21 protein-coding genes are annotated in these 24,911 nt (G+C 49.8%); 4 read left to right on the top strand and 17 right to left on the bottom strand.

Annotation, left to right across the window (positions count from 1 at the left end; all coding sequences use genetic code 11):
- Nucleotides 1-7 precede the first annotated feature (7 nt).
- From priA to KJS65_RS02090, 9 genes are all read right to left on the bottom strand, one after another.
- Nucleotides 8-2,554, bottom strand: coding sequence for a primosomal protein N' (priA, locus tag KJS65_RS02130; protein ID WP_213648365.1), 2,547 nt, complete (start codon nucleotides 2,552-2,554; stop codon nucleotides 8-10).
- Entirely contained in the window at nucleotides 2,554-3,774 is a 1,221-nt protein-coding gene (gene coaBC / locus KJS65_RS02125) for a bifunctional phosphopantothenoylcysteine decarboxylase/phosphopantothenate--cysteine ligase CoaBC (protein ID WP_213648364.1), read from the bottom strand. The genes priA and coaBC overlap by 1 nt, the downstream gene beginning before the upstream one ends.
- A 179-nt stretch (nucleotides 3,775-3,953) precedes the next feature.
- A complete protein-coding gene (rpoZ, locus tag KJS65_RS02120; protein ID WP_213648363.1) occupies nucleotides 3,954-4,181 on the bottom strand; it encodes a DNA-directed RNA polymerase subunit omega in 228 nt (75 codons plus the stop codon).
- Between the two features lie 45 nt (nucleotides 4,182-4,226).
- Entirely contained in the window at nucleotides 4,227-4,799 is a 573-nt protein-coding gene (gene gmk / locus KJS65_RS02115) for a guanylate kinase (RefSeq protein WP_213648362.1), read from the bottom strand.
- A gap of 16 nt (nucleotides 4,800-4,815) precedes the next feature.
- Nucleotides 4,816-5,076 (bottom strand): extracellular matrix/biofilm regulator RemA, encoded by a 261-nt coding sequence (remA, locus tag KJS65_RS02110; protein WP_006209218.1) that lies wholly within the window; start codon nucleotides 5,074-5,076, stop codon nucleotides 4,816-4,818.
- A gap of 59 nt (nucleotides 5,077-5,135) precedes the next feature.
- On the bottom strand, nucleotides 5,136-6,032 hold the full coding sequence (locus KJS65_RS02105; RefSeq protein ID WP_213648361.1) for a YicC/YloC family endoribonuclease: 897 nt from the start codon (nucleotides 6,030-6,032) through the stop codon (nucleotides 5,136-5,138).
- 38 nt (nucleotides 6,033-6,070) lie between these two features.
- Entirely contained in the window at nucleotides 6,071-7,945 is a 1,875-nt protein-coding gene (locus tag KJS65_RS02100; protein ID WP_213650599.1) for a bifunctional homocysteine S-methyltransferase/methylenetetrahydrofolate reductase, read from the bottom strand.
- Nucleotides 7,946-8,130: 185 nt separating this feature from the next.
- Complete coding sequence (gene dapF / locus KJS65_RS02095) at nucleotides 8,131-8,967, bottom strand: diaminopimelate epimerase (RefSeq protein ID WP_213648360.1); 837 nt, start codon at nucleotides 8,965-8,967, stop codon at nucleotides 8,131-8,133.
- 76 nt (nucleotides 8,968-9,043) lie between these two features.
- The gene (locus KJS65_RS02090; protein WP_213648359.1) at nucleotides 9,044-11,842 is read right to left on the bottom strand and encodes a calcium-translocating P-type ATPase, SERCA-type; all 2,799 of its coding nucleotides are present in this window, start codon (nucleotides 11,840-11,842) and stop codon (nucleotides 9,044-9,046) included.
- Nucleotides 11,843-12,065: 223 nt separating this feature from the next.
- Between KJS65_RS02090 and KJS65_RS02085 the strand changes: the two genes are divergently transcribed.
- Nucleotides 12,066-13,829, top strand: a complete 1,764-nt coding sequence (locus tag KJS65_RS02085; RefSeq protein WP_213648358.1) for an Rqc2 family fibronectin-binding protein — start codon at nucleotides 12,066-12,068, stop codon at nucleotides 13,827-13,829.
- An 81-nt stretch (nucleotides 13,830-13,910) separates the two neighbouring features.
- Here KJS65_RS02085 and KJS65_RS02080 read toward each other — a convergent pair whose 3' ends face one another.
- The 7 genes from KJS65_RS02080 to KJS65_RS02050 form a co-directional block, all read right to left on the bottom strand.
- The gene (locus tag KJS65_RS02080) at nucleotides 13,911-14,771 is read right to left on the bottom strand and encodes a PHP domain-containing protein (RefSeq protein ID WP_213648357.1); all 861 of its coding nucleotides are present in this window, start codon (nucleotides 14,769-14,771) and stop codon (nucleotides 13,911-13,913) included.
- 127 nt (nucleotides 14,772-14,898) lie between these two features.
- Entirely contained in the window at nucleotides 14,899-15,336 is a 438-nt protein-coding gene (locus KJS65_RS02075) for a hypothetical protein (protein WP_213648356.1), read from the bottom strand.
- 383 nt (nucleotides 15,337-15,719) lie between these two features.
- A complete protein-coding gene (locus KJS65_RS02070; RefSeq protein WP_136606402.1) occupies nucleotides 15,720-15,983 on the bottom strand; it encodes a YlbG family protein in 264 nt (87 codons plus the stop codon).
- Between the two features lie 39 nt (nucleotides 15,984-16,022).
- Complete coding sequence (locus tag KJS65_RS02065) at nucleotides 16,023-16,463, bottom strand: YlbF/YmcA family competence regulator (RefSeq protein WP_213648355.1); 441 nt, start codon at nucleotides 16,461-16,463, stop codon at nucleotides 16,023-16,025.
- A gap of 113 nt (nucleotides 16,464-16,576) precedes the next feature.
- Nucleotides 16,577-18,454, bottom strand: a complete 1,878-nt coding sequence (locus tag KJS65_RS02060) for a helicase-associated domain-containing protein (protein WP_213648354.1) — start codon at nucleotides 18,452-18,454, stop codon at nucleotides 16,577-16,579.
- Nucleotides 18,451-20,136, bottom strand: a complete 1,686-nt coding sequence (locus KJS65_RS02055; RefSeq protein ID WP_213648353.1) for a DNA repair helicase XPB — start codon at nucleotides 20,134-20,136, stop codon at nucleotides 18,451-18,453. The genes KJS65_RS02060 and KJS65_RS02055 overlap by 4 nt, the downstream gene beginning before the upstream one ends.
- 143 nt (nucleotides 20,137-20,279) lie before the next feature.
- Nucleotides 20,280-21,455: a M20 family metallopeptidase gene (locus KJS65_RS02050; protein WP_213648352.1), complete on the bottom strand. Its 1,176-nt coding sequence runs from the start codon at nucleotides 21,453-21,455 to the stop codon at nucleotides 20,280-20,282.
- A gap of 198 nt (nucleotides 21,456-21,653) precedes the next feature.
- Here KJS65_RS02050 and KJS65_RS02045 point away from each other — a divergent pair, with 198 nt between their 5' ends.
- Entirely contained in the window at nucleotides 21,654-22,001 is a 348-nt protein-coding gene (locus KJS65_RS02045) for a YugN family protein (RefSeq protein ID WP_213648351.1), read from the top strand.
- Nucleotides 22,002-22,012: 11 nt separating this feature from the next.
- Complete coding sequence (ftsW, locus tag KJS65_RS02040; RefSeq protein WP_213648350.1) at nucleotides 22,013-23,242, top strand: putative lipid II flippase FtsW; 1,230 nt, start codon at nucleotides 22,013-22,015, stop codon at nucleotides 23,240-23,242.
- Nucleotides 23,243-23,302: 60 nt separating this feature from the next.
- Here ftsW and KJS65_RS02035 read toward each other — a convergent pair whose 3' ends face one another.
- The gene (locus KJS65_RS02035; RefSeq protein ID WP_136606409.1) at nucleotides 23,303-23,689 is read right to left on the bottom strand and encodes an Asp23/Gls24 family envelope stress response protein; all 387 of its coding nucleotides are present in this window, start codon (nucleotides 23,687-23,689) and stop codon (nucleotides 23,303-23,305) included.
- Between the two features lie 150 nt (nucleotides 23,690-23,839).
- Between KJS65_RS02035 and cax the strand changes: the two genes are divergently transcribed.
- Nucleotides 23,840-24,910: a calcium/proton exchanger gene (gene cax, locus KJS65_RS02030; RefSeq protein WP_213648349.1), complete on the top strand. Its 1,071-nt coding sequence runs from the start codon at nucleotides 23,840-23,842 to the stop codon at nucleotides 24,908-24,910.
- Nucleotide 24,911: the final 1 nt, after the last annotated feature.

Raw genomic sequence — 24,911 nt, 5'->3', positions numbered from 1 at the left:
ACGGGGATTACATCAGCATTTGCGGATCCACATCGATACTGATCTGAAGCTTTTGGTTATGTGCCGTGTCTTCAAGCTGTTCGGCCGCTGCGCGTACCAGCCCGACGGCATCGATATTCCCACGCCATTTTACCATACATTGAAATCTGTATCTATTTTTTATGCGCGGAATGGGTGAAGCTACTGGTCCAAGCACGTCGAATGCATCTGCTGTCAGCCGGTCCAAACTGCCGAACCATCCGCGCTGTCTTGCTTTCCCCTGAAGCACCGACACCATGTTTTCAGCCATTCGAACCAGCAGCGGAAGCTGCTCATGAGTTAACGTAATCAGAATCAGGCGGCAGTATGGCGGATAGTGAAGATTACGGCGGTGCTTCAGTTCATCCCTCACGAAGGAATGATAATCATGCCCGCTTGCATGGATGATGGAGTAGTGATCCGGCGTATAGGACTGGATCATCACCTCTCCCGGCAGCTGATGGCGTCCCGCCCGTCCTGCTACCTGAGTCATCAGCTGGAAGGTTTTCTCGCCAGCGCGAAAATCCGGCAAATTGAGGGCGGAATCGGCGGTAATAACACCGACGAGCGTAACATCCGGAAAATCCAGCCCTTTGGCCACCATCTGGGTGCCCAGGAGAACATCCGCCTTCTTATCGCGGAACTGCTTAAGCAGCTTCTCATGAGATCCCTTTTCTGTCGTTGTATCCACGTCCATGCGGATAACCCGAATACCCGGAAATAGCTTGGCCAATTCCTCTTCCACCCGCTGCGTGCCCGTTCCGAAATAGCGGATATGCTCACTGCCGCAGTCCGGACAAACGGATGGTGCCGGCTCGGCATAACCGCAATAGTGACAGCGGAGGTTGTTCGATTTTTGATGATAGGTCAAGGAAATATCACATTCCGGGCACCCCGCCACATAGCCGCAGCTGCGGCACATCACGAACGTAGAATACCCGCGTCGATTAAGCAGCAGCACCGTTTGCTCCTGCCGCTCCAGTCGTACTTCGATCGCCTGATGCAAAGAACGGCTGAACATCGAACGATTACCTTCCTTCAGCTCCTCCCGCATATCTACGATCTCCACAGCTGGAAGCTCGTTGCCGAGCGCCCGGTGCTTCATTTCCAGCAGCATAGGAGAGAAGTTATCATCCGACTGGGAGCGGGCTGCATAGTAGCTCTCCAGCGAAGGCGTTGCTGAACCCAAAATCACAGCCGCTCCTTGCTGCTGAGCACGCTTGACTGCCACGTCCCTTGCATGATACTTGGGACTTTCCTCTTGCTTGTACGACGTTTCATGCTCTTCATCCATAATAATGAGTCCGATTTGCTCAAATGGTGCAAATACTGCAGAACGTGCCCCTATGGCTACCTTCACCTTACCTTCGCGGATTTTCCGCCATTCATCATAGCGTTCGCCGCCGGAAAGCCGGCTGTGCATGACCGCCACCAGATCGCCGAAACGTCCTTTAAAGCGTTCAACCATCTGCGGTGTCAGCGATATTTCCGGTACAAGGACAATAGCCTGCCGCCCCTGCTCAATACAGTGCTGAATGGTTTGCAGATAAATTTCGGTTTTACCACTGCCTGTAACGCCATGCAAAAGAAACACGCCATGACGGTAGGCATCCAGTGTGTCCTGTATACGGTCATAGGCCTGCTGCTGCTCATCGTTCAACTGCAGTGGTACCGAAGGCTTGAAGCGTCGTCCCCTGTATGGGTCGCGGAACACTTCCTGATCTTCGATCGAAATAAAACCCTTGTCTGCGAGCCCCTTGACGGTAGCAGCCGATACCTGAAGCGAGGACAGAATTTCTTTTAGAGGCAACGGCAGCAGTTCCTTCATTTCCAGAATAAACTGTAGAACTTCCCGCTGACGTTGTGCCTTAGCCGGAAAGTCTTCCAGTGCTGCTTCTGCTGCATCCGGCTCCACGACAAGATCGACCGCCTTGAGCGTTTTCTTCTGAAGTTTGTCCTTTATCGATTGATTCTCCTGAAGAACTCCTTTACGAAGCAGAGATTTAATTGTATCTGCACTATCCGGGAAAATACGGCTGAGATGCTGGGCAGGAACCTCGCCTTTTTGCCCGACATAAGCCAGGATCGTTCGGACTTCTTCCGTTGTTTCTGACGCAATTCGGACCAGTGTCCCTGAATACTCATCCTCTTCTTCATCTTGCTCAGGGGCATCTCCGAGTGAGATATACCTTTCGGCCTTACCTTTCAGCGCTGTCGGAACCATGACCTGAAGAGCTGTGATAAACCGGCAGGCGTACTTTTGACTCATCCATTCTGCAAGCTTCACCAGCTCAGGCGATAACGGAGGGACTACATCCAATACCTCCTGAATAGCCTTCAGGCGCATTCCACCAGCGGAAGGTTCCTCCTGCAGCGCCACGACGAAGCCCTGAACCGTCCGGTGGCCGAAAGGAACTCCAACACGGCTTCCTATCTCAATCCATGCCCGCATGGATTCTGGGATAAGATAATCAAAGGGGCGGTCGGTATCCTTTACCGGAACATCAACGATGACCTTGGCCACTTGCGGCTGCATCAGTTACCTGCTCCGTTCATCCGCGCAGCAGCAATGGTCAGAAGCCGCCGTGCAATTTCATCTTTTGACATCACGGGCATTTGCTCCACTAAACCGTCAGCATCATAAACCTGCACGATGTTGGTGTCCGAACGGAAGCCGGCTCCCTCTGCCGTAACATCATTGGCTACAATCAGATCGCAATTTTTACGGACCAGCTTATCCTTGGCATAAACTTCCACATTATGAGTCTCAGCGGCGAATCCGATCAAAAACTGGTTTGCTTTGCTTTTGCCAAGCTGCTCCAGAATATCCACGGTCTTGACGAGTTCGAGCGTCATCGTATCGCCCTTCTTCTTGATCTTGCTGCTCGCTGTTTCGGCTGGACGGTAGTCTGCTACTGCTGCGGCTTTGATGACTATGTCACTATCATGCCAATGCTTCAGAACAGCCTGGTACATATCATCCGCCGATTGAACAGCTTCGGCATCAATTCCTGCCGGTGGAGCCGTATCGGTATGACCATGAATCAGGTGGACCGAAGCCCCCATCTCACGCGCGGCCTTGGCAATGGCAAAGCCCATTTTACCGGATGAATCATTGGTAATATAGCGCACAGGATCAATACGCTCGATAGTGCCCCCCGACGTAACAACCACTTTTTTTCCATGCAAAAGCCCCGGCTCTGCCTTCTCCTTCTCGGCAAAATAACGTTCGACCACGGCCACAATGCTTTCCGGCTCCTCCATGCGTCCTTTTCCAACGTAGCCGCAGGCAAGCAGGCCTTCGCCCGGCTCGATCATCATAACGCCTCTTTGCTCCAGCGTTTTCATATTTTCCATTACAGCGGGATGCCCATACATATGAACATTCATCGCGGGAGCTACCATTACCGGCGCCATCGTCGCCAAAAGCGTGGTGGTCAGCATATCATCAGCCAGTCCATGAGCCATTTTGGCAATCACATTGGCTGTCGCCGGTGCGATCAGCACAAGATCGGCCGCGTCCGCCAAACGGATATGAGAAACCACGGATGGGTCTCTCTCATCAAAGGTATCACTGAACACCGCATTTTTGGACAGGCTTTGCAGCGTCAGTTCCGTAATGAACTGCTTGGCCGAGGACGTCATAATAACATGCACATTTGCCCCTTTTTGGACCAGCTTGCTGCACAGAGTTGCCGCCTTGTATGCCGCAATTCCTCCCGTAACGCCAAGTACGATCGTTTTACCGCTTAACATGTGAATCCCCCTCTTTCACCCAGAAATAGAGAAAAAAATACAACCTTGCGGTTGTATTCGGTACAGCGTCTATTGACGCTAGGACAGGAAGCAGGCCGGCATTACTCATGCGCGCCTCCTCCTGCGACTATAGAATGGTTCAGCACCGCTGAAGCCTTCAAAATTCTATAATCCGTGATTTAACGTTTCTTGATTTCGTCTTTTTCTGTTGCAGGCTCAGGAATAATACGAAGAAGGTCACCGTAGATTTCCTCCAGAGCTACACCCACATATTTATGAGATCTAGGATGTTTGAGACCGGTCTTCTCGCCTTCGCGCAGTTGTCTTGCACGTCTTGACGCAGCGACCACCAGCGAATATTTACTGTCGACTTTATTCATCATTTCATCAATCGAAGGATACAACATGTTACCGCCACCTCTTCTTCATCAAAAGTCTAAACTACTCTCGTCCTATCGTTTCACCTTACAATGTTCGGCTACAATAATAGATTCTATTCGTTTGCACGCGGAATCGATCTGATCATTAACGACAGCATAGTCATAATGCTCCATCAAATTGATCTCATCGACTGCAACCGACATCCGGTGATCGATTGTTGCCTGATTCTCCGTACCGCGTCCGCGGATACGGTCTTTCAGTTCATCCAGTGATGGCGGCAGCAGGAAGATAAACACTCCCTCAGGGAACTTTTCCTTCACCTGCAGCGCACCCTGCACCTCGATCTCTAAAATAATATCATTGCCGCTTAGGAGCGTCTTTTCCACGAAATCACGCGGTGTACCATAATAGTTCCCTACATATTCCGCATGCTCCAAAAGCTGGTCGTTCTGCATCATATTCAGAAACTGGTCACGGGTTTTGAAAAAATAATTCACTCCGTCTTCCTCGCCAAGCCGCGGACTCCGGGTCGTTGCCGAAACGGAATAAACGAGTTCCGGAATCTTGCCTCTCAGTGCGGTACATACGGTGCCTTTCCCGACCCCGGAAGGTCCGGATAATATAAACAATATTCCTTTTGCCATATTACTCCCCAACTCGTTATTCGTCATTATCGTCGTCTTTGCTTGAGAGTCGGTGCGCTACCGTTTCAGGCTGCACCGCGGACAGGATGACATGATCGCTATCGGTAATGATCACGGCACGCGTCCGGCGTCCATAGGTCGCATCAATCAGCATATGACGGTCTCTTGCTTCTTGAATGATTCTTTTAATGGGTGCTGATTCAGGGCTTACAATGGAAATGATTCGGTTAGCCGATACAATATTCCCGAAGCCGATGTTAATGAGTTTGATTGCCATAATCAGGTTTATCCCCCTATACATTTGACTCTTGCCTGTTTTCTGTCGAAACTGCCTGTTTATTCTATATTGGCCAATTGTTCGCGAATTTTTTCCAGTTCCGCCTTCATTTCGACAACACGGTTTACCAGAGTCAGATGATTGGCTTTCGATCCAATCGTATTGACTTCCCTGTTCATTTCCTGAATCAGAAAATCCAGTTTTCTTCCGACCGGTTCATCCGCACGAAGCAATCCCTTGCACTGCTCAAAATGGCTCTGCAGCCGTGTCAGTTCTTCATCAATGTTAGAACGGTCTGCGAAGATAGCAACTTCCATGCCAAATTTATGTTCATCAAAGGCAAACGAACCGTCATTAAGATCAGACAGCCTTTGTTTGAGCTTATTGCGGTAATCCTCGACTACTGTTGGTGCCAGCTGCATCATCTCGCTATGCAGATGCTGAAGCTTAATCAAACGCTGCTCCACATCTGTGGCAAGATGTTTGCCTTCCAGACTTCGCATGGCCGAGAGTCCCTCCATAGCCTTCCGCAGGCCATTTTCCAGGACCGGACCCCAATCATCCAAATCGGAAGCACCCGGTAAGGCGATGTGCTCGGGGGCAATCCACACACCGGGAAGAGACAACAAATCCTTCACAGTCAGCTCACCATCAAGGCCATACTGCTGCGAAAGATCCTGGGCGGCCTGCAAATACGTTTGTATGGCATGCTCGTTCAGCAGGGCATGTGGAGCATGCTCGTCGCCCTCTTCCTTATTGACGTAAACGTCAACCCGTCCGCGTTTTACATACTGCTGCACCGTTCTTCGCAAAGAGTCCTCAAAGCATGTCCACTCACGCGGCAAACGAAGGACAACTTCGCAGTATCGGTGATTGACGGACTTCACTTCAAATACTACTTTATACCCTCCATGCTGGAGGGCAGATTGACCATATCCGGTCATGCTAAAAGACATCGGCACCACATCCATTACACTATTGTAATTGATTACGATCAACGAAACAAGGGGGACAATTGCCGGCCCGATCTGGCCCAAACATGCTCGATGAGCTGGGCGCTCATTTCATAAAGCATAAATGGAGTCATCAGATAGATGCCGTTAAAATGGTCCATCGCTACATCCAGGAGTTCCTTTGCGATCTGAACCCCCATGGCTCTGCCCTCTTCCCCTTCAAGCCCGGCCATCCGCCCGCGGACATCTTCCGAAAGCTGAATGCCCGGAACCTCGTTGTGTAAATATTCTGCATTTCTACCGCTCGCCAGCGGCATAATCCCCATAAAAATAGGCGTCTCCAGGTGGCTTGTCGCTTCCTTGACGGCGCGGATCAGCTCGGGGTCATACACAGGCTGAGTCATAATGTAATCCGCTCCTGCAGCTATTTTCCGTTCCAGACGCGCTACTGCTTTATGCAGATGCTTGCCATGCGGATTAAAAGCTGCGCCTACCACGAATTTTGCTTTTTGCTTCAATGGCTTACCTGAAAAGGATATGCCTTCGTTAAGCTGTTTAATCATGCGGATGATTTCAAAGGATGTCAGATCATACACCGAGCTTGAACCCGGCAGATCCCCAAATCGTGCAGGATCACCTGTTACAGCCAGCACATGATCAATGCCCAGTGCATCAAATCCCATCATATGTGACTGCGTGCCGATTAGATTGCGATCCCGGCAGGCAATATGCACAAGTGGTCTCAAACCCGTTTGTGCCTGAACCAAATGCCCGAGTGCCATATTGCTCATGCGTGTAACCGCAAGGGAATTGTCAGCAAGCGTGAGCGCATCCGCACCGGCTTGCTTCAATCTTTCAGCTCCCTGCATAAATTTGGCGATATCCAGATCACGGGGAGGATCAAGTTCCACAATTACGGTATGACGCTGTTTGGCTAAATCTACCAGGTTAGGCTCCGTCTTCTCCTCATTCTCTTCCTGCGGAAGATGCTCATGGATAACAAGAGGCGCCGTTTGTTCAGGAATGGGCTCATATACAAAAACTGGCGGTGTGTAGCCTTCAAGCGCTCCGGCTATTGCCGCAATATGTGCCGGTGTGGTGCCGCAGCAGCCGCCAATGATATGTGCCCCCAGATCGGCGAATTTCACAGCCATTTGACCAAAGTACTCCGGGCCTGCTCCATATTGATATTCCCCGTCTACGTAGTCGGCAACACCCGCATTCGGATAGACCGACATCGGAGCCGGCAGATGGCCGTCAAGCGTCTTCATTGCGCCCATGATACCGTTTGGACCGGTGCGGCAGTTAAAGCCGATTACATCGGCCCCTTCCTGCTGCATGATCCGGAAGGCTTCCGGCATCGTGTATCCATCGAGAGTTCTGGCCACATCCTCCACCGCGAACTGACAGATGACAGGTACAGCAGTTAAACGCCGCGCAATGGACAAAGCCAACGCAAGTTCTTCAACATCATAAAAGGTTTCGAGCAGAATACCGTCTACTCCCTCGCTTAATAGCACTTGAAGCTGCTGTTCAAAATACTTTTTCAGTTCTCCAGTGGATACATTCGTCCGCTTGCCGCCCCGGATCGAGCCCACAGCCCCGACCACATAGCCATATTCTCCAGCGGCTTCACGGGCGATACGTACGCCTGCACGGTTAATCTCATTAACCTTGGATTCCAATCCGTACTTGGACAGTTTGTCAAAGTTAGCTGAAAAAGTGTTCGTCTCAAGTACTTGTGCGCCTGCTTCCATATAGCGCCGGTGAACATCCCGGATGACTTCCGGTGAGGTCAAATTTAACTCTTCATACGAAATCCCAACGGGAAAACCCATTTGATATAAGAAAGTGCCCATCGCTCCATCCCCGACAAGCACTTGAGTATCCAATGCCTTGCGCAAATCCGGCTTCATCATAATTCCCCCAACCTGACCGTAGTTTCATACTAATGTATCACAAAACCTTATATATTCCCACAAGTTAGGACGGAATTAACGGAATTTTAAAGATAGCATCCCGAAGGGCGGAAAAAAGCCTGCAAACCCATGCCCGCAGGCGGATTAGCAAGCTTTTTGATCAAAAACCCATCGGCTCAGGTTTATGCTGTTACCTTCCCTGTGTATACAAAAGCCGCTGGACCTGTCATGTACACCCGGTTATCCTGTTCATTCCATTTAATATAGAGACTGCCGCCCTTCAGGCGAATTTCCGCCTCACGGTCTGTCTTCCCGTTCAATACCGAAGATACCAGTGTGGCACACGCTCCAGTACCGCAAGCCAGCGTCGGGCCTGCACCGCGTTCCCAGACGCGCATGTCGACGGTTTGGCGGTTAAGAACCGTAGCAAACTCCACGTTTACTTTTTTCGGAAATAGAGGATGTGCTTCAAGCTTTGGCCCCCATGTGTTCAGATCGAAGTTTACCGCATCATCCACATAGATCACGCAGTGCGGGTTGCCCATAGACACCGCTGTGAAATGGAATGAAGATCCATCAGACTCAAGCGGGACATTCACAACGGGCGTGGAATTGATCGTCGTCGGGATTTTGAGCCCCTCAAGCACAGGCTCGCCCATATCAACGGTTACCGTAACCGCCTTTGCATGATCTGTGTGAATGGAAACCTTCTGCACGCCTGCCCCCAACGTTTCGATCGTAATTTGCTCTCTCTGCACATAACCGTGATCATACACGTATTTGGCAACGCAGCGGATCGCATTGCCGCACTGCTCTGCTTCACTTCCGTCAGAATTAATAATTCTCATCCGGTAGTCCGCCTGTTCGGAAGGCAGGATATAAACCAGCCCGTCTGCTCCGATGCCAAAATAACGGTCGCACCATTTGACGGCAAGCTCTGCCGCATCTTCAGGAAGAACCTGCTCACCATATATCACAATAAAGTCATTACCCAGACCATGCATTTTTGTAAATTCCATCGGTTTTGCCACTCCTTCGTTCGGCTTGTTTACTGCTCACAAGCATATCGTAAGGAGTGGCGAAATTGTATTAACTTTATGCTGAAAATTTTGTACTTTTCATCACGAAGCGCCCACCGCCGCCTTTGCGCTTTTGGCGTCTGCCGCCCCATACACTGCCGGCACCCATCAGGAAGGTAGGAATGCCAGCCGCGACGATCGAAATCGCCCATTCGCGGAAGCCAAGCGGCACCGTCTTGAAAATCGGCTGCAGCGCTTCAATATACATCACGCCAAGCATCAATACGACGGAGGATAACACCGCGAGAACCAGGTATTTGTTTTGCAGCGGATTGCGGTGGAAAATGGAGCGCGAGCTTCTGCAATCAAATACATGGATAAGCTGGGCCAGTACCAAAGTTGCAAATGCGACGGACTGCGCTTTGGCAATCTGGCCTGCATTGCCCGGGTCGGTCTTAAGCGTAAGCCAGAAGGCTCCAAGCGTGCATAATCCGATCAAAAAGCCGCGGCTGATTATTTTCCAGCCAAGCCTGCGGGCAAAAATATTCTCTCTTGCACCCCGCGGCTTATGTTCCATTAAGTCCTTCTCCGGCTGATCCACGCCCAGCGCCATAGCCGGCAAACCATCTGTAACCAGGTTCACCCATAAGATCTGGATCGGAAGCAGCGGAAGCGGAAGCGCCAGCATCATCGCGAAAAACATGGTTAAAATTTCGCCCACGTTTGATGCGAGGAGATAACGGATAAATTTGCGTATATTCTCATAGATGTTCCGGCCCTCCTCGATTGCCGCAACGATTGTAGAGAAATTGTCATCGCTGAGCACCAGCGATGAAGCTTCCTTGGTCACATCCGTTCCGGTAATGCCCATAGCAATGCCGATATCGGCAGCTTTGATGGCAGGCGCATCATTGACGCCATCCCCCGTCATTGCTACCACATGCCCTTTCCGCTGGAGAGATTTGACGATACGCAGCTTATGCTCGGGAGATACGCGGGAATACACAAAAATATTATCCACTTTAGAATCCAGCTCGTCATCATCAATACGGCCCAGATCCTGCCCGGACATCGCCAGTCCTCCGCGCGGTATAATACCCAGCTGATGGGCAATTGCTTCGGCTGTTGTCCCGTGGTCTCCTGTGATCATGACGGTTTTGATTCCGGCGCGGCGGCAGGTACTTATCGCGTCACGCACCTCACGCCGCGGCGGATCGATCATCCCCGCGAGGCCGACGAACACGAGCTGGCTTTCTGCTTCTTTTTCATTGCTCAAGGAATCATGCGACCGGATATCCCGGTAAGCCGTGCCAAGCACGCGCAAAGCAGCGGAAGCCATCTGTTCGTTGGCTGCGAGCACCTTTTGCTTCAACGTGGTTGTGAACGGCACCACGTTCCCTTCCCATAAAATATATGTGCATTGATTCAGCAGCACATCCGGCGCACCTTTCGTGCATAGCAGCTTGCCGCCTTGATGGCTGACCACGACCGACATCAGCTTCCGCTCGGAATCAAAAGGAAACTCCTGATCCCGCTTGTACAGTCCTGACATGGATTCCGACGTCATCCCCATCTTGGAGGACAGTGTAATCAGTGCTCCCTCGGTCGGATCACCCTTTAACCCCCACACGGGACCTACCGTTTCTTCCTTTCCCTTCCGCTTACCTTTTGGCTCTGCTTGCTGCATCTCATAAATTTCGGCATTGTTACACAGTGCACCGATCTGCAAGAGACGGCGCAATCCCTGATCGTTCCGGATATCAATAGACTTGCCCTTTTCCAAGACCTGACCGGTTGGCGCATAGCCGTCGCCAGTCACTTCCATGTCGCGGCCGCCGATCCACAGCCTGGTAACGGTCATTTTATTTTGGGTCAGGGTGCCTGTCTTGTCAGAGCAAATGACGGATGCGCAGCCAAGCGTTTCTACGGAAGGCAGCTTCCGGACAATGGCTTTCCGCTTAATCATACGCTGTACACCTAAGGCCAATGCTACAGTAACGATTGCCGGCAGCCCTTCAGGTATGGCTGCTACCGCAAGGCTGACACCCGCAAGGAACATGCCTACCGCTGGCTGTCCGTGCAAAATCCCCGCTGCGACAACCATGACGGTCAGGCCGAGGGAGAGAATGATCAAAAGCTTGCCAAGCTGCTCTAAACGGTGCTGGAGAGGGGTCTGCTGTGAATCCGTATTTTGGATAAGATCAGCAATCTTGCCCATTTCCGTATTCATGCCGGTCCGGATGACGATGGCTTTAGCAGTACCCCGAGTCATCATCGTTCCCATAAAGCCAAGGTTTTTCTGATCTCCAAGCGGCACTTCGGATTCGGTAATAGCCTGGCTATGTTTGCCTACAGGCACCGATTCACCCGTTAGTGCCGATTCCTCAATGTAGCAGCTGCTCGTCTCCAGCCAGCGTATATCCGCAGGAATGCGGTCGCCGCTCTCCAGCATGACAATGTCGCCGGGGACCAGCATCTTAGCCGGGATCGAGACCGTTTTTCCATCCCTTAGCACCTTTGCTGACGGGGCTGACAGCTGCTTCAGTGCGCGCAGGGATCGCTCAGCCCGGAATTCCTGAACAAATCCCAGTATTCCGTTCAGCAGGATGATTGCGATAATGGTAATGGCATCCAGATATTCACCCAGCAGGCCGGACACCAGTGTGGCTCCCATCAGCACCAGAACCATAAAATCCTTGAACTGGTTCAAAAACAGCGCGAATAGAGAGATCTTTTTGCCTTCAGACAACTCATTGCTTCCATGCTGCTTTCTTCGTTCGTCAGCCTGTTCTTCCGTAAGGCCATGCTGCGGCTCTACGCTCAGAACCTGCTGCAGATCCTCGGCATTCATCTGATGCCATGCTTTTTGTTCCATGCTTTCCTTTCCCTCCCGCTCTTTGTGCTGCTGCCGAAGATACCGACAGCTTTTCCACCTGTTCTAACGTAAATGTATTCGGACAGGACCTGAAATATCACAGAAGACGCCTCTTAAGTTTTTGGGCAAACTATGGCATCATAGAGAAGACTGGATTTTGACCATGAGCATTTTGCTAGGATCGACTTAAATTCTGTATTAAAAGATGGGAGATATATAAACAATGGCATTGGACGGAATCGTAACTAGGGCGATCGTGCATGAGCTCGAAGCCTACCGGGGAGCCCGGATCAGCAAAATATACCAACCGAACGATCATGATATTCTGTTTCACCTGCGCACACGCGAGGGCAACGTTAAGCTGCTGCTGTCGGCCAACCCGACTTATCCGCGCGTTCACTTTACGGACCGGAGCTTCTTGAACCCGCAGGAGGCGCCGATGTTCTGCATGCTGATGCGCAAGCACTGCGAAAGCGGAATTATCGAGGAAATCAGCCAGGTGGGGATGGAGAGAATCATTCATCTGACAGTGCGCCAGCGCGATGAACTCGGGGATGTTTCAACCAAAAAGATTATCATTGAGCTGATGGGACGCCACAGTAATATTATTTTGACCGATCCTTCAAGCGGAACCATTCTGGACGGAATCCACCATGTCACCCCAAGCATCAGCAGCTACCGGATCGTTATGCCCGGCTTTGCCTATACCGAGCCGCCGCAGCAGCATAAGCAAAATCCGCTCACGGCAGAGCGCAAGGAATTTTGTGCGAAATGCTCAGGAATCGAAGAGCCCATTCCATGGATCGTCGACACCTTTAGCGGAATAAGCCCGCTCATCGCACAGGAAATGGTTCACCGCTCCGGCACACCTGATATTTACGATCTTCAAGTGAGTGAGGATGAAGCGTATCAGCGCTGCTCCGCTTTATGGGATGCTTTCAGCTCGGTTATGGAACCCGTCCAGAAAAACGAATATACACCGGTTACGGGGGCAAACGCCAAGGGCAAGATGATCTTTTCAGCGGTAAACCTGACTCTGTTAAAAAACGAAGTTAAGCACTACGAATCCATGAGCGCATGCATGGAGGATTATTACGGGGAGAAGGCTGAGCGCGACACGGTTAAGCAAAAGGTCAGTGACCTTCTTCGTTTCCTGCAAAACGAACGCTCCAAAAATATTAAGAAGCTGGATCATCTGCATGAGGATCTGGCTGAGGCTGGCGATGCAGACCAGTACCGTATCTATGGAGAACTGCTCTTCGCTTCGCTCCATACGATTCAAAAAGGCGACAAAACTGCGGTGCTTGTCAACTTTTATGATGAGGACCAAAAAGCGGTCACCATTCCGCTGGATCCGCTGCTCATGCCTTCGGACAATGCGCAGCGCTATTTCAAAAAATACAATAAATATAAAAACAGTCTGGTAGTCATCAAAGAGCAGCTCGAGAAGACGCAGGAAGAAATCCGTTATATGGATGAACTGCTGCAGCAGCTGTCCTACGCCTCCATGAGTGATATTGCCGAAATCCGCGAGGAGCTGATCCAGCAAGGATATCTTCGCGACCGCAGCAAAAAGGTAAAGAAAAAGAAGAAGAACGACCGCCCTACACTGCATGTTTTCACGTCATCGGAAGGGATCGAAATATTCGTTGGCAAAAACAACCTGCAAAATGAGTATTTAACCAATCGATTGGCAAGCTCAAATGATACCTGGCTGCATACGAAGGACATTCCCGGCTCGCATGTTGTCATACGCAGCACCGAATTTGGAGATCAAACATTGGAGGAAGCGGCGCTGCTTGCGGCCTACTACAGCCAGGCTAAAGAATCCAGCAGCGTTCCCGTCGATTACACGCTCATCCGCCATGTCCATAAACCAAGCGGGGCCAAGCCGGGCTTTGTTATCTATGATCATCAGAAAACATTGGTTATCACGCCCGACAGTGAACGGATCAAAGGTCTTCCGAATACCCTAAAACAAAATTAACTCCCGCCAATAAGAAAACCACTGGAAAATATCGCTCCAGTGGTTTTTTTGCATGATTATCCGACTTGGGGGTCGATCCAATCAATGACCTGCAGAGCCCCGCTTCAACTGCTCCAGTACCGAAACGGGAACCCAGCGGCTGCCGATATCACCGTGAAATATAACACCCTGTCTTGCCCCGTGATAATCGGAGCCAGCGGTAACAATCAGTGCGTAATCATCAGCCATAGCCTGATAGCGTTCCTCCTCAGCCTTTCCATGATCGGAATGAAAAACTTCAATGCCTGCAGGCTTGGCCTGCTCCAGAATATCTCTCACCAGATCATCATCCCCGTATATTCCCGGATGAGCCAGCACCGGAGTCCCTCCAGCCTCGCGGATCCACTCGATTGCTTCCAGAGGAGAAATCCTCGGTACAGACACATATGCAGGCGCATCCTCTCCCAGATAACGGTTGAATGCGTCTCTCATATCCCTAGCATATCCTTTGCTGACCAGAACATCCGCCATATGCGGTCGGCCGACGCTCTCATCTGGACGCAGCTCTCTTCCTAACCCGGATATAACATCTTCCATGGTAATCTGGACATCAAGCTCCTGCAGCTTCGCGATCATTTTTACATTCCGTTCTTCTCTGGTGTTCCGCAAATCAGCCAGCCGTTTCAGAAACTTCTCATCCGAGCAGCTTACGTAATAACCGAGCACATGAATATCTTTCCCTCCCGCACGGGTGCTGATCTCCACTCCCGGCACTACGTCTATACCGCAGCGTTCCCCTTCTTCCATCGCCTCGAGGACACCTGCAACGGTATCATGATCCGTGATCGCCACAGCCGATAATCCTTTTTCACTAGCTCGCCGCACGTTGTCCGCCGGACTCTGCATTCCGTCTGAGGCCCGGGTATGGGTATGCAGGTCGCATCTTCCTTCAGCTTGGTTCATCTTCTGATATCCCTCCTGATTCTTCTGTCGATGTCCATTTATTGTATATGATCCGAACAAGGCATACAAAAAAAGCATGAAATCCATCATCGGACCCCATGCTGCTAAAAGCTATTGGTTATGTATACTATCTGCGTTTACGCGTGTTCTTAATCAAAGTCATTCTCCGGGAATGGCGCAGCCAAGAATAATAGGACTTCAAATCTCTCAGTTCGATGGTCTCAGACATTCGTCCCAAAAAAGTAACTACAATCATTTTATGCAGGGGATTGCCACTGATGTCATGCTCTCCCTCTATTTCAGTGAATTCGGCGACAACAACCAAATCCTCATCAATCAAGTATACGTCCTGTTCATTACGGTAATAAGGAAGCATCCGGCTTTGCTTCAGACATTCCCACATCCATGCCGCAATATCGTCAATCTGGCTATCCCCGCTTTGAATACGGTCATTATATCGTGTCTTTGCATGATTGGTTATGACAATGTCTGCGACCCTCTTATCACCCAGAACAACATAGAATGGTTCATAAGTGCTCCATCTTTCCATTCCTTTGTCGCGCATGGAACATCACTCTCCACCATATAGGACTTTTTATCTAAGTATATTTACCTATTATATTACATCATCATCACATGTTAAACAAGCAAAAATATCTTAAAATTAATAGGATTCAGAAACAGGTATTCTACTAAAAAAGCCTAATTAATAGACTATATGCATCTTTTCTATCCATCTTTCCGTTTTTTTAAAATATAAATAATCGACCGATAGAGCTCTCCACCATATAGATCATTATTACTAACTGAAAATTCCATTGCGGTCAAGCCATCGAACCGAGATTAATTATGCAAAAAAAAAAAAGCAGCCCTAGGGCTGCTTCTAGTAAAAATTATTTAGCGATCGATGGGAGACCACAATTGTGGCAGAAAGAACGGTCCGCTTGGCTACATGCCATAATAACTTGTCTTATCGGGGATATCCTTTGTATATTCCGTTTTGATCTCATTGCGATAGGAGCGCTCAATTTTTCGCACATAGGAAAGTCTGCGAATATTTTTGGCAACCTCTTCAGCACGATCCGCATTGACGTACATCACCACATAATGCATACGTCTCGAAATATAATGAACAGTCCCGTACTTTTCAAGATTTCTGGCCGCTTTCACATCTGTTACCCAAATAATGTAACCTGTCCGTTCTGCAAACATCTTTTCCCACCTCACTTTATGTTCCCTGTCTCTTTGTAATTAACCGCCGCAGCCGCATTTGCCGCCCCCGCCGCAGCCCTTTTTGGGATTCGGATCATTGCTTGGCACCTTGATCGTGTCCGATACGGAAAAAGCAATCATCTCGGACATCTGGTGCAGCATGTCATCCAAATTTCTTTCTGCCAGCTTAAAGCGGGCAACCTCTTCAAATTGTTCCAGCTGTTCTTCCACTGCCTTAACCTCATCCTTGGCACTGTGATAGTTTGGATGAAAGTGTCCAAACCGCTGAGTTTCATCAAAGAGTTCTTTCTTTTTGGCAAGCATACGGACAAGCTCCTGAATACCAGGATTGCTGTCGACGCGCTGCTTCCAATATAAATAATCAGATACCTCGACGGACTGATTGATCATATCGCCTAATTCATAGGCGTTCATCAGTACGGCAGCCATGTCCATCGTCTGCACTTCAGATACGCTCATGAAATTCATCTCAATTCTATAAAAGTTCAACTCTCTAGGAGTGGACTCTTCTATCATATCATAACCCGTGTTTCTTAAGAAGAGGATTTCTGTACTTCCTTGCCAAGAATATTTCAGTCAAAGGAAGGGAGAATCAGCTTCAGTTCCCCCAAATCATCTGAAAAGAGCTCCAACTGCTCGAACCTGTCGTTTTCCACATCATACAAAATACCTTCAGCGCGCCATGGACTCAGGTTAATCGTCAGCGGGGCAAATTCCACCCTCTTCCCTGCATGCTGTAAAAGCACTCGCGTTTGCCAGCTTTGGGCTTGTTCTATAATATTTTGCGCTGTTGAACTGTGATAGCTCCTGTAATCATGAAGCCATCTGGGAGGAATCTGATCATGTCCAGGAAATAAGGAGGCGGGCTCAGGAATTTCATGATCAGCTTCAAAAAAATGGACATTCCGCCCGCTGTATACCACTCCCTGATTCTCATACATTCTTTCGCTAAGCAAGCTCCCACGCGGTGTATCTGAAATCTCGCCTTTATGATGAATCAGCGGATACTCTGGGTCATCCCGGTCTCTGCTTCCCGTCAATTTGAGTGGAGCAAGTCCCATGGACTCCAGTATTTTGCGCAGTTCTGCTACTTGAGATGCCGTTATGATAAAATGTTTAGGTCCAATCCGATCCAACTTACCATCCATTCGAGGATTGGCAGCAATCGCATCCCCTTCATCTTCGCTCACACAGGACAACAATAGCACCTCGTCAAAACGGGTCCGGCCGATCTCTTTCCCCCACTGTTCAAGCGCAGCTTCTACATGGCCCGGTATTTCGTGAGCGGAGCTTGCTGTTAAAAAGCTTAGGATCTCGACTATTCGCATCCCATTCTCTACCGCCTTGGCCACACTTGACCTCGTCAGCTTGTATACGGACATCCGGTCCGATTGAACCAGATCGGCACAAGCAAGCAGCTTCCACCGCTGAATGTACGGCACACCGGGAGGACAGATGATATCAAAATCAGGCTGGACGTACAAACGGTCGATCTTCGGTTCATGAACCTCATCCGTTCCAAACAGCAACGGCTCAGGATCCATATTCCAGCGAAAAGCATACTTTCCGTCATTCACTTCAGCTACATCTCCCCAACCAAAGCCAGCTAAGGCATACAGCCAGGCAGCAACCCTCTCCATACTGTTATCTGCTTCCAGCATTCCCTCGGTATCCATCCACTGCACGACGGAAGACACGTCAAACCACATCCCTTCCTGAAAGGCGGGCAGACAGATCAAATAACGAAACAGCTGCATGTCAGCCTCGTTCTGGCTGTAACGCTCGCTGACCGTACGAAGCAGAACCCGATTCATCTCCTGTTCCGTCAGACTCAGCCAATCGCGAAGGCGTTCCTCCACAATGATCAGAGAGCCTGCAGTTTTAGAGAGCAATCCTATACATAACAGCAGGTCAAGAACCACCGCAGTTACCGGACCATATATCTCTTGGTGGGCATATTGAAGTCCTAACCGCTCCAAATGCACTTCCTTTAAGGTGATGAGCTCCTGCAGCTTTTGCAGACTCTTTTTATGAATCGTTCCTTTGGCCGTCAAGGGAAGTCCTTGTTCAGCCGTATAGGCAAGTGTGTGAAGCAGGTCGAGGGCAAGTCCCGGCCCTGACTCACACCGGATGTCCAGCATCGATTCATTCACAGGTCTTGCAACCGGCGTAAAAAAGCCCGGCAAGAGCTGAATCAGTTTATCCACCGGAATAAAATAAAGCCTCTCTCCCCAGGATTTCTTCACTGCCTGTACCCAGCCATGTTTTCTTAAGTGTATGAACGAGAGCTTTAGCTCCGCTCCACTGCGGTTCATGCTGCTCATCTCTTTCCAGGCTTGCTCACTGAAGGATATTCCGCCAAAACGGCCGACCAGCATGCGCAGCAGTTCAAGATCCGTTGCAGCAAGCAGGCTTAAGCTTACTTGTTGTGTTGGTGTTTCGTTGTTCATGTCCCGGATCGTACCTCCTTGGCGGAATGGACTGTATATTCATAACCCTGTTCAATGAGAAACATCTGCCGGCGGACGGCAAATTCTTCTTCCTTGCTATTTTCAGAAACAAGCGTATAGAAATAGGCCCGGTTGTCTCCGGCTTTCGGACGCAAAAGCCTGCCCAGCCGCTGAGCCTCCTCCTGCCTTGACCCGAAGCTTCCTGATATTTCGATCGCCACCGATGCATCCGGGAGATCTACGGCAAAATTCGCCACCTTGGAAACAACCAGCACAGGAATTTCCCCTTTTTTAAAGGAAGCATATAAAGCTGTACGCTGCTGCTGTGGCATTCTTCCGCTGATGAGTGGGGCTTCAACCGCATCTGCGATTGCGTGCAGCTGATCCAGATATTGACCAATAATGAGAACACCTGCAGTTGCATGTCTATTCAGCAGCTCTTTCACGGTATGCGTTTTGGCCGGATTTTCCGCAGCAAGACGGAATTTCTCCTTGCCTTCCGCATATAGGTATTGCTCGCGCAAAGCCGCATCCATGGGTACACGAATTTCACAGCAATCCACCTTTGCGATCCAGCCCTTGGCCTCAAGCTCCTTCCAGGGCATTTCATATCGCTTCGGGCCAATCAATGAAAATACATCCTGCTCGCATCCGTCCTCACGGACAAGAGTTGCAGTCAGTCCAAGCCTGCGCGTAGCCTGAATATCGGCTGTTGCCCGGAATACCGGTGCAGGCAGGAGATGCACCTCATCATAGATGATCAATCCCCAGTTCCGTTCATTAAATAGCTTCATATGTTCAAACTCATCGCCTTTGGAACGCCGATGTGTCAGGATTTGATATGTGGCGACCGTTACCGGCTTCACTTCTTTTTTCTGGCCTGTATATTGACCCACCTCGGATGATTGTAGAGTTGTCTTCCCCGTGAGCTCCTGGATCCACTGCTCCACGGAAGTCGTATTGGATGTAAGAATCAAACACTCACACTGCTGGCGTTCCAGCGCTGCAATGCCTATTACGGTTTTGCCCGCGCCGCAAGGCAGGACGAGCACACCGCTTCCTCCAATGCCCGCCACTCCTTCGAAGGCCGCTACAGCTTCCTCCTGGTAGCTTCGCAGTGCAAATTCATTTACCTCGCTTCCATGTTTCCACTCAAGCTGCAGGGCCTGTCCCTCATGATAGCCAGCCAGATCCAGCACGGGAAACCCATTCCGCATGAGCTCCTGCTTGAGACAACCTCTTTTATCCGCTTCAAGCCGGACCTCCAACGGGGAAATCCGGGACAGCCCTAGCGCTGCCAATGCCGGCACGTCCAATATTCCGTCAAGAAAAAGGCTGTCTGAAGCCGACAGTAGCAGCATATTTGCGTTTCCCTCTTCCTTTTGCAGCTTTAGTTTGCCATATCTCGAAACGAGCTCGCGGATCTCCTGCAGTAATCCTGCCGGCACGCCCCATCTGGACAGGGATGTGAGATCAGCCGCAATTTCATCCGTAGTACAGCCTAATGCCGCTGCATTCCATAGGGAAAGCGGTGTAATCCTATAAGTATGAAATGCGGATGGACTCTTCACAAGCTCCGCAAACCGGGATAATTTCTCCCTTGCCGCCTCGAATCCGGGATGACCGCATTCCAGCAGAACTGTCCGGTCGCGCTGGACGATACAGGCTTTTAGATCGTTCATACTCGTCTCCTTTCTTATATCGAGAAAAAAGTTCATTCCCTGATGAAGGAAATGAACTTTCGGTCTTGTTCCGTGTCATTATATTTTCCCAATGTTCGCCAAATCATTCTCTCAGAGACTCCATTTCATTCTCTGTAACGATACTACTCCCAGCCCTGATAAGACTGAGTCATTGTCACCATAAGCTTGGCTGCGCTCAGCATCGCCGTTTCATCAAAATCGAAACGGGGATGATGATGCGGGTAGATCGCTTGGATGCTTGCGTTGCCTGCACCGACGAACATAAAGCAGCCTGGTATTTGCTGCAGGTAGTAGGAGAAATCCTCCGCAGGCATAATTTTTTCACACTGAGCTACATTTTCCGCTCCAAATATGCTTGGTGCTTCCCGAAAAAAACGCCCGGTCTCGTCCTCGTCATTCACAAGCGGAGGATAACCCATCAGATAATCGACTTTTGCCTCTGCACCATAGGTTTTGGCCGTCAAATGGCTGATTTCTTCGATCCGGGTGCGGATCAGCTCCCGCGTCTCTTCATCAAAGGTGCGTACCGTTCCTGTAATGCGGCAGGATTCGGCAATGACGTTTTGCGCGCTTCCTCCCTTAATGGTGCCAATCGTCACAACAGCCGGCTTTAATGGGTCTACCGTACGGCTGACGATGCTCTGCAGCTGCATGACAAGCGCCGCTCCCGCAACTACGCTGTCAACGGTTACATGCGGCATTCCGCCATGGCCGCCCTTACCCAGTATATCTATAAAAAACTCATCCGCCGCCGCCATAAGCGGTCCCGGTGCGCTTGCCGCCGTACCTGCCGCAAATGGCGTCCACAAATGAACCCCATAAATGACATCGACTCCCTGCAGGACCCCGGCTTCAATCATGCCTTGAGCGCCACCGGGACATACTTCTTCTGCCGGCTGGAAGATGAAACGAACTTCTCCTTGCACATCCTTTTGACGCTGACAAAAATATGCAGCCACCGCAAGCAGCGTCGAGGTATGACCATCGTGACCGCAAGCATGCATGACGCCTTCCACTTCGGAAGAATATTCACAGGATTTCTCATCCTGGATCGGCAGTGCATCCATATCGGCACGAAGCGCCACGGTCTTACCCGGCTTGCCGCCCTTTAAAATGGCCAGAACGCCATGGCCGCCGTCAACGCGTGTAGAGACCTCAAGTCCAAGCTCCCGCAGTGTCCCGGAAATAAATTGCGATGTTTTCTCTTCATGGTACGAAAGCTCCGGATGGCGGTGCAGATAGCGTCTCCACTCCACCATTTGCGGCTGCAGTGCATTTAACAATGCCTCTTCTCTCATGTAAACACGTCCTCTCGCCCAAGAATGTCCTGTCACATTGTTTTCCACAACCTGGTCACAATGCCTTTTTTCTATTGTAGCAGAAACGATTGAAATGGGGTATGTCCCCCTGTAGTGGCAAGGCTTGCACAAGTGCCTGAAACATAATATCATGAGTAAAGAACTCTACAGGCATTTAAATAAGGAGGATTTTATAGGATGATTTTTGAAAATACAGGACTTGTCGGACTGAAAAGCGACTTGGTATTTATGGATGAAGTTGCCGAAAAAACAGGATTTGTACGTTGGCAGTGGGAGTACTTCCGTGCTACATACGAATATAAAATCGAAGACACAGATACCAATTCCGAATACTTTGTGCGCATGAACACACGCGCTGTTGAAGGTAAGCTGGAAAAGCCGGATACCGTGCTCGAAATCGAAGCCGTTTACATGGGAAAAGCCACCTTCCCTCATGGCTTGGAATACGAATCCCCGATTCCTTCCAAGATTCTTAACACGGCCAATAAAAAAATTCAGCAATTCAAAGCCGCTCTGGAAGCCTAAGCAGGTCTCTTATGAATCAGAAAAAACCCCAACCCAAGAAGAGAGGGACGCCGGATTTCCAACTGCTTATCCTTACTTTTTTGTTGGTCGGTTTTGGGCTGGTGATGGTGTTCAGTGCCAGTTCAAGTCTCACCATTTCCAGCAGTAAATTCAATAATGATCCGCTTTATTTCACGAAAAAACAGTTCGTTTGGGCTATGCTTGGCACATTTGTGATGTTTGTCTCGATGAACATCCATTACAGCAAGTATAAGAAGCTCTTTGTCCCACTGTTTATCGTTACGGTGATCATGCTTGCGATCGTGCCTTTTACAAAAAGCGTCAATGGAGCTCGAAGCTGGTTGGGCATTGCAGGTCTGGGAATCCAGCCGACAGAGCTAGCCAAAATCGCGATCATTCTCTACCTCTCCGCCTTGATCGTCAAGAAGGGAGAACGTTTCAGGGATTTGAGGACAGGCTATATTCCCGTTATGGTGATTGTCGGTTTTGTGGCAGGACTAATCATGATGCAGCCGGATCTGGGTTCAACCCTGATTCTCGTAGCGACCAGCGCGATCATTATCTATGCAGGTGGCGCCAGCTTGAAGCATATGCTCGCCTCGGCCGCCCTGCTGATCCTTGGAGCCAGCCTGGTGCTCGGTGCCAATTATTTGATCAAATCGATTGCGCACAGTGATGAGCCCCAGACGCAGTCCAGCAATTACAAAATGGGAAGAATCTCGGCATGGATTGATCCGTACCAGGATGAGAAGGGCGACGGCTACAATCTCATTCAGTCTTTGACCGCCATCGGAAACGGACAGCTTACGGGCACCGGCTTCGGGAAAAGCATTCAAAAGCTGAATTATATTAAAAACCCGTACAATGACTTTATCTTCCCTGTCATGGCAGAGGAATTCGGGTTCATTGGAACGAGCCTCTTCCTGCTTGTATACATTTATTTCATATGGCGAGGAATCATCATCGCGCTCAGGTGTACCGATCCCTTTGGAACGCTCGTCGGCATCGGCATCATGGGACTTTTCGCGATTCAGGCCTTCGTCAATATTGGTGGTGTGTCGCAGACGATTCCGCTGACCGGGGTTACGCTTCCTTTTATCAGTTACGGAGGAACCTCCCTGCTCATCATGATGTTTGCCATGGGAATCATGCTCAGTATCTCAAGACAAAGCAACCAGCCTGTTCAGCAGGAGGTTGTGAAGTCCGTAAATATTAAAAGAGACTACCGGAGGTCCGTGTAGTCTCTTTTTTTTGCCTGTTGTGTAATAACATCCATGGATGTTCTTTGTGCGTATGTGTTTTTATTTTGCTCGGGATGGAATGTCTTCAATTTCATCATCCTTGAAAGCGACGCCTTCAACCTTGACGTTGACTTCCACGACTCGAAGACCTGTCATGCTTTCGACTGCTTCCCGCACGTTTTGTTGCAGCATGCGGCAAACCTCATGAATTGGTGTTTCATACAAAACGATGATCCGCAGATCGATTGCAGCTTCAAGCTGCCCCACTTCCACGGTGACGCCCTTCTGTACATTTTTTCCGCTCAGGCGTTTGGCCCATCCTTCGGATAATCCGCCGGACATTGCAGCAATGCCGGGGGTTTCCAGAGCCGCCAAACCGGCGATTTTCGATACGACATCATCCGATATCCGGATCGTTCCCGTCTCCAGTTGAAGCTGTTCAGTCATACCCCTTCCTCCTTCACCTCATTATCAGTTATTGTAAATCCTAAAGGGACCAAAAAGCAAATATTGAACCCAAGATTTGTTTACAACCCCATACGTTTTGGGTATATTGAAAAAGAATCTTTATCCTACATATCACCGAGGTGTCGAAAATTGAAAAAATGGTTGAGCCCTTTTTTACTGATTGCATTTTTTATTCTTAGTGCAATAGCACACTATGCGGGCTGGGATCCTATAGTCCAATTCATCCTGGCAGCCATTTCTGTAATCTTCGTGGCGGGGTTCCTGGGTAAAGCGACCGAGAATGTAGCTCATTACGCAGGTCAACGTCTGGGCGGTTTCTTGAACGCAACCTTCGGTAACGCTGCCGAGTTGATTATCGCCATCTTCCTCGTCAAAGAGGGTCTGTTCGATATGGTGAAGGCCAGTTTGACCGGTTCCATTATCGGCAATTTGCTTCTCGTGCTTGGTTTGAGCATTTTTGCGGGCGGAGCTAAATTCAAGATACAAAGCTTTAACGTTTCCCTTGCCGGTATGAACGGCTCGCTGATGATTGTGGCGGTCATTGCCCTGTTTGTTCCTGCGGTATTCCTGAACACGCATTCGATTACCACAAGTGATACCAAAACGCTCAGTTTGATTGTAGCCGGTATATTAATCGTAGCTTATATTGCCTGGCTTATCTTCTCCATGATCACACATAAAAATTACCTATCCGATGTGTCAGAAGATTCCGATGAAGAACTGCCGCATGAGCACGCTCCGGAATGGACCAAGGGCAAGGCCATCCTGTATCTGATCATTGCTACCGTGATGGTAGCTTTTGTGAGTGAATGGCTGGTCGGCACACTTGAAACATTCACAACCCGTTTCGGTCTCAGCGAACTGTTTGTCGGTGCCTTCCTGGTAGCTATCATTGGGAATGCAGCCGAGCATAGCGCGGCAATTATGCTCGCGATGAAGAACAAAATTGGAGCAGCTGTGGAAATCGCCGTAGGCAGCAGCTTGCAGATCGCCTTATTTGTGGCTCCGGTGCTTGTGTTCGCCAGTTATTTCTTCGGCAATACCATGAATCTAGTATTTACCACCATCGAGCTTCTAGCTATCGGAGTCGCCGTCTTTATTGCCAAGTCGATCATCCAGGACGGGAAAACCAACTGGTATGAAGGGCTGCTGCTGCTGGTCGTGTATCTGATTCTCGGTGTTTCCTTCTTCATGGTGTAAC

It is taken from the genome of Paenibacillus sp. J23TS9, assembly GCF_018403225.1.
Taxonomy (GTDB): domain Bacteria; phylum Bacillota; class Bacilli; order Paenibacillales; family Paenibacillaceae; genus Paenibacillus_AQ.
The sequence above is the reverse complement of the archived record's forward strand: the minus strand, read 5'-3'. Positions and strand labels throughout refer to the sequence as shown.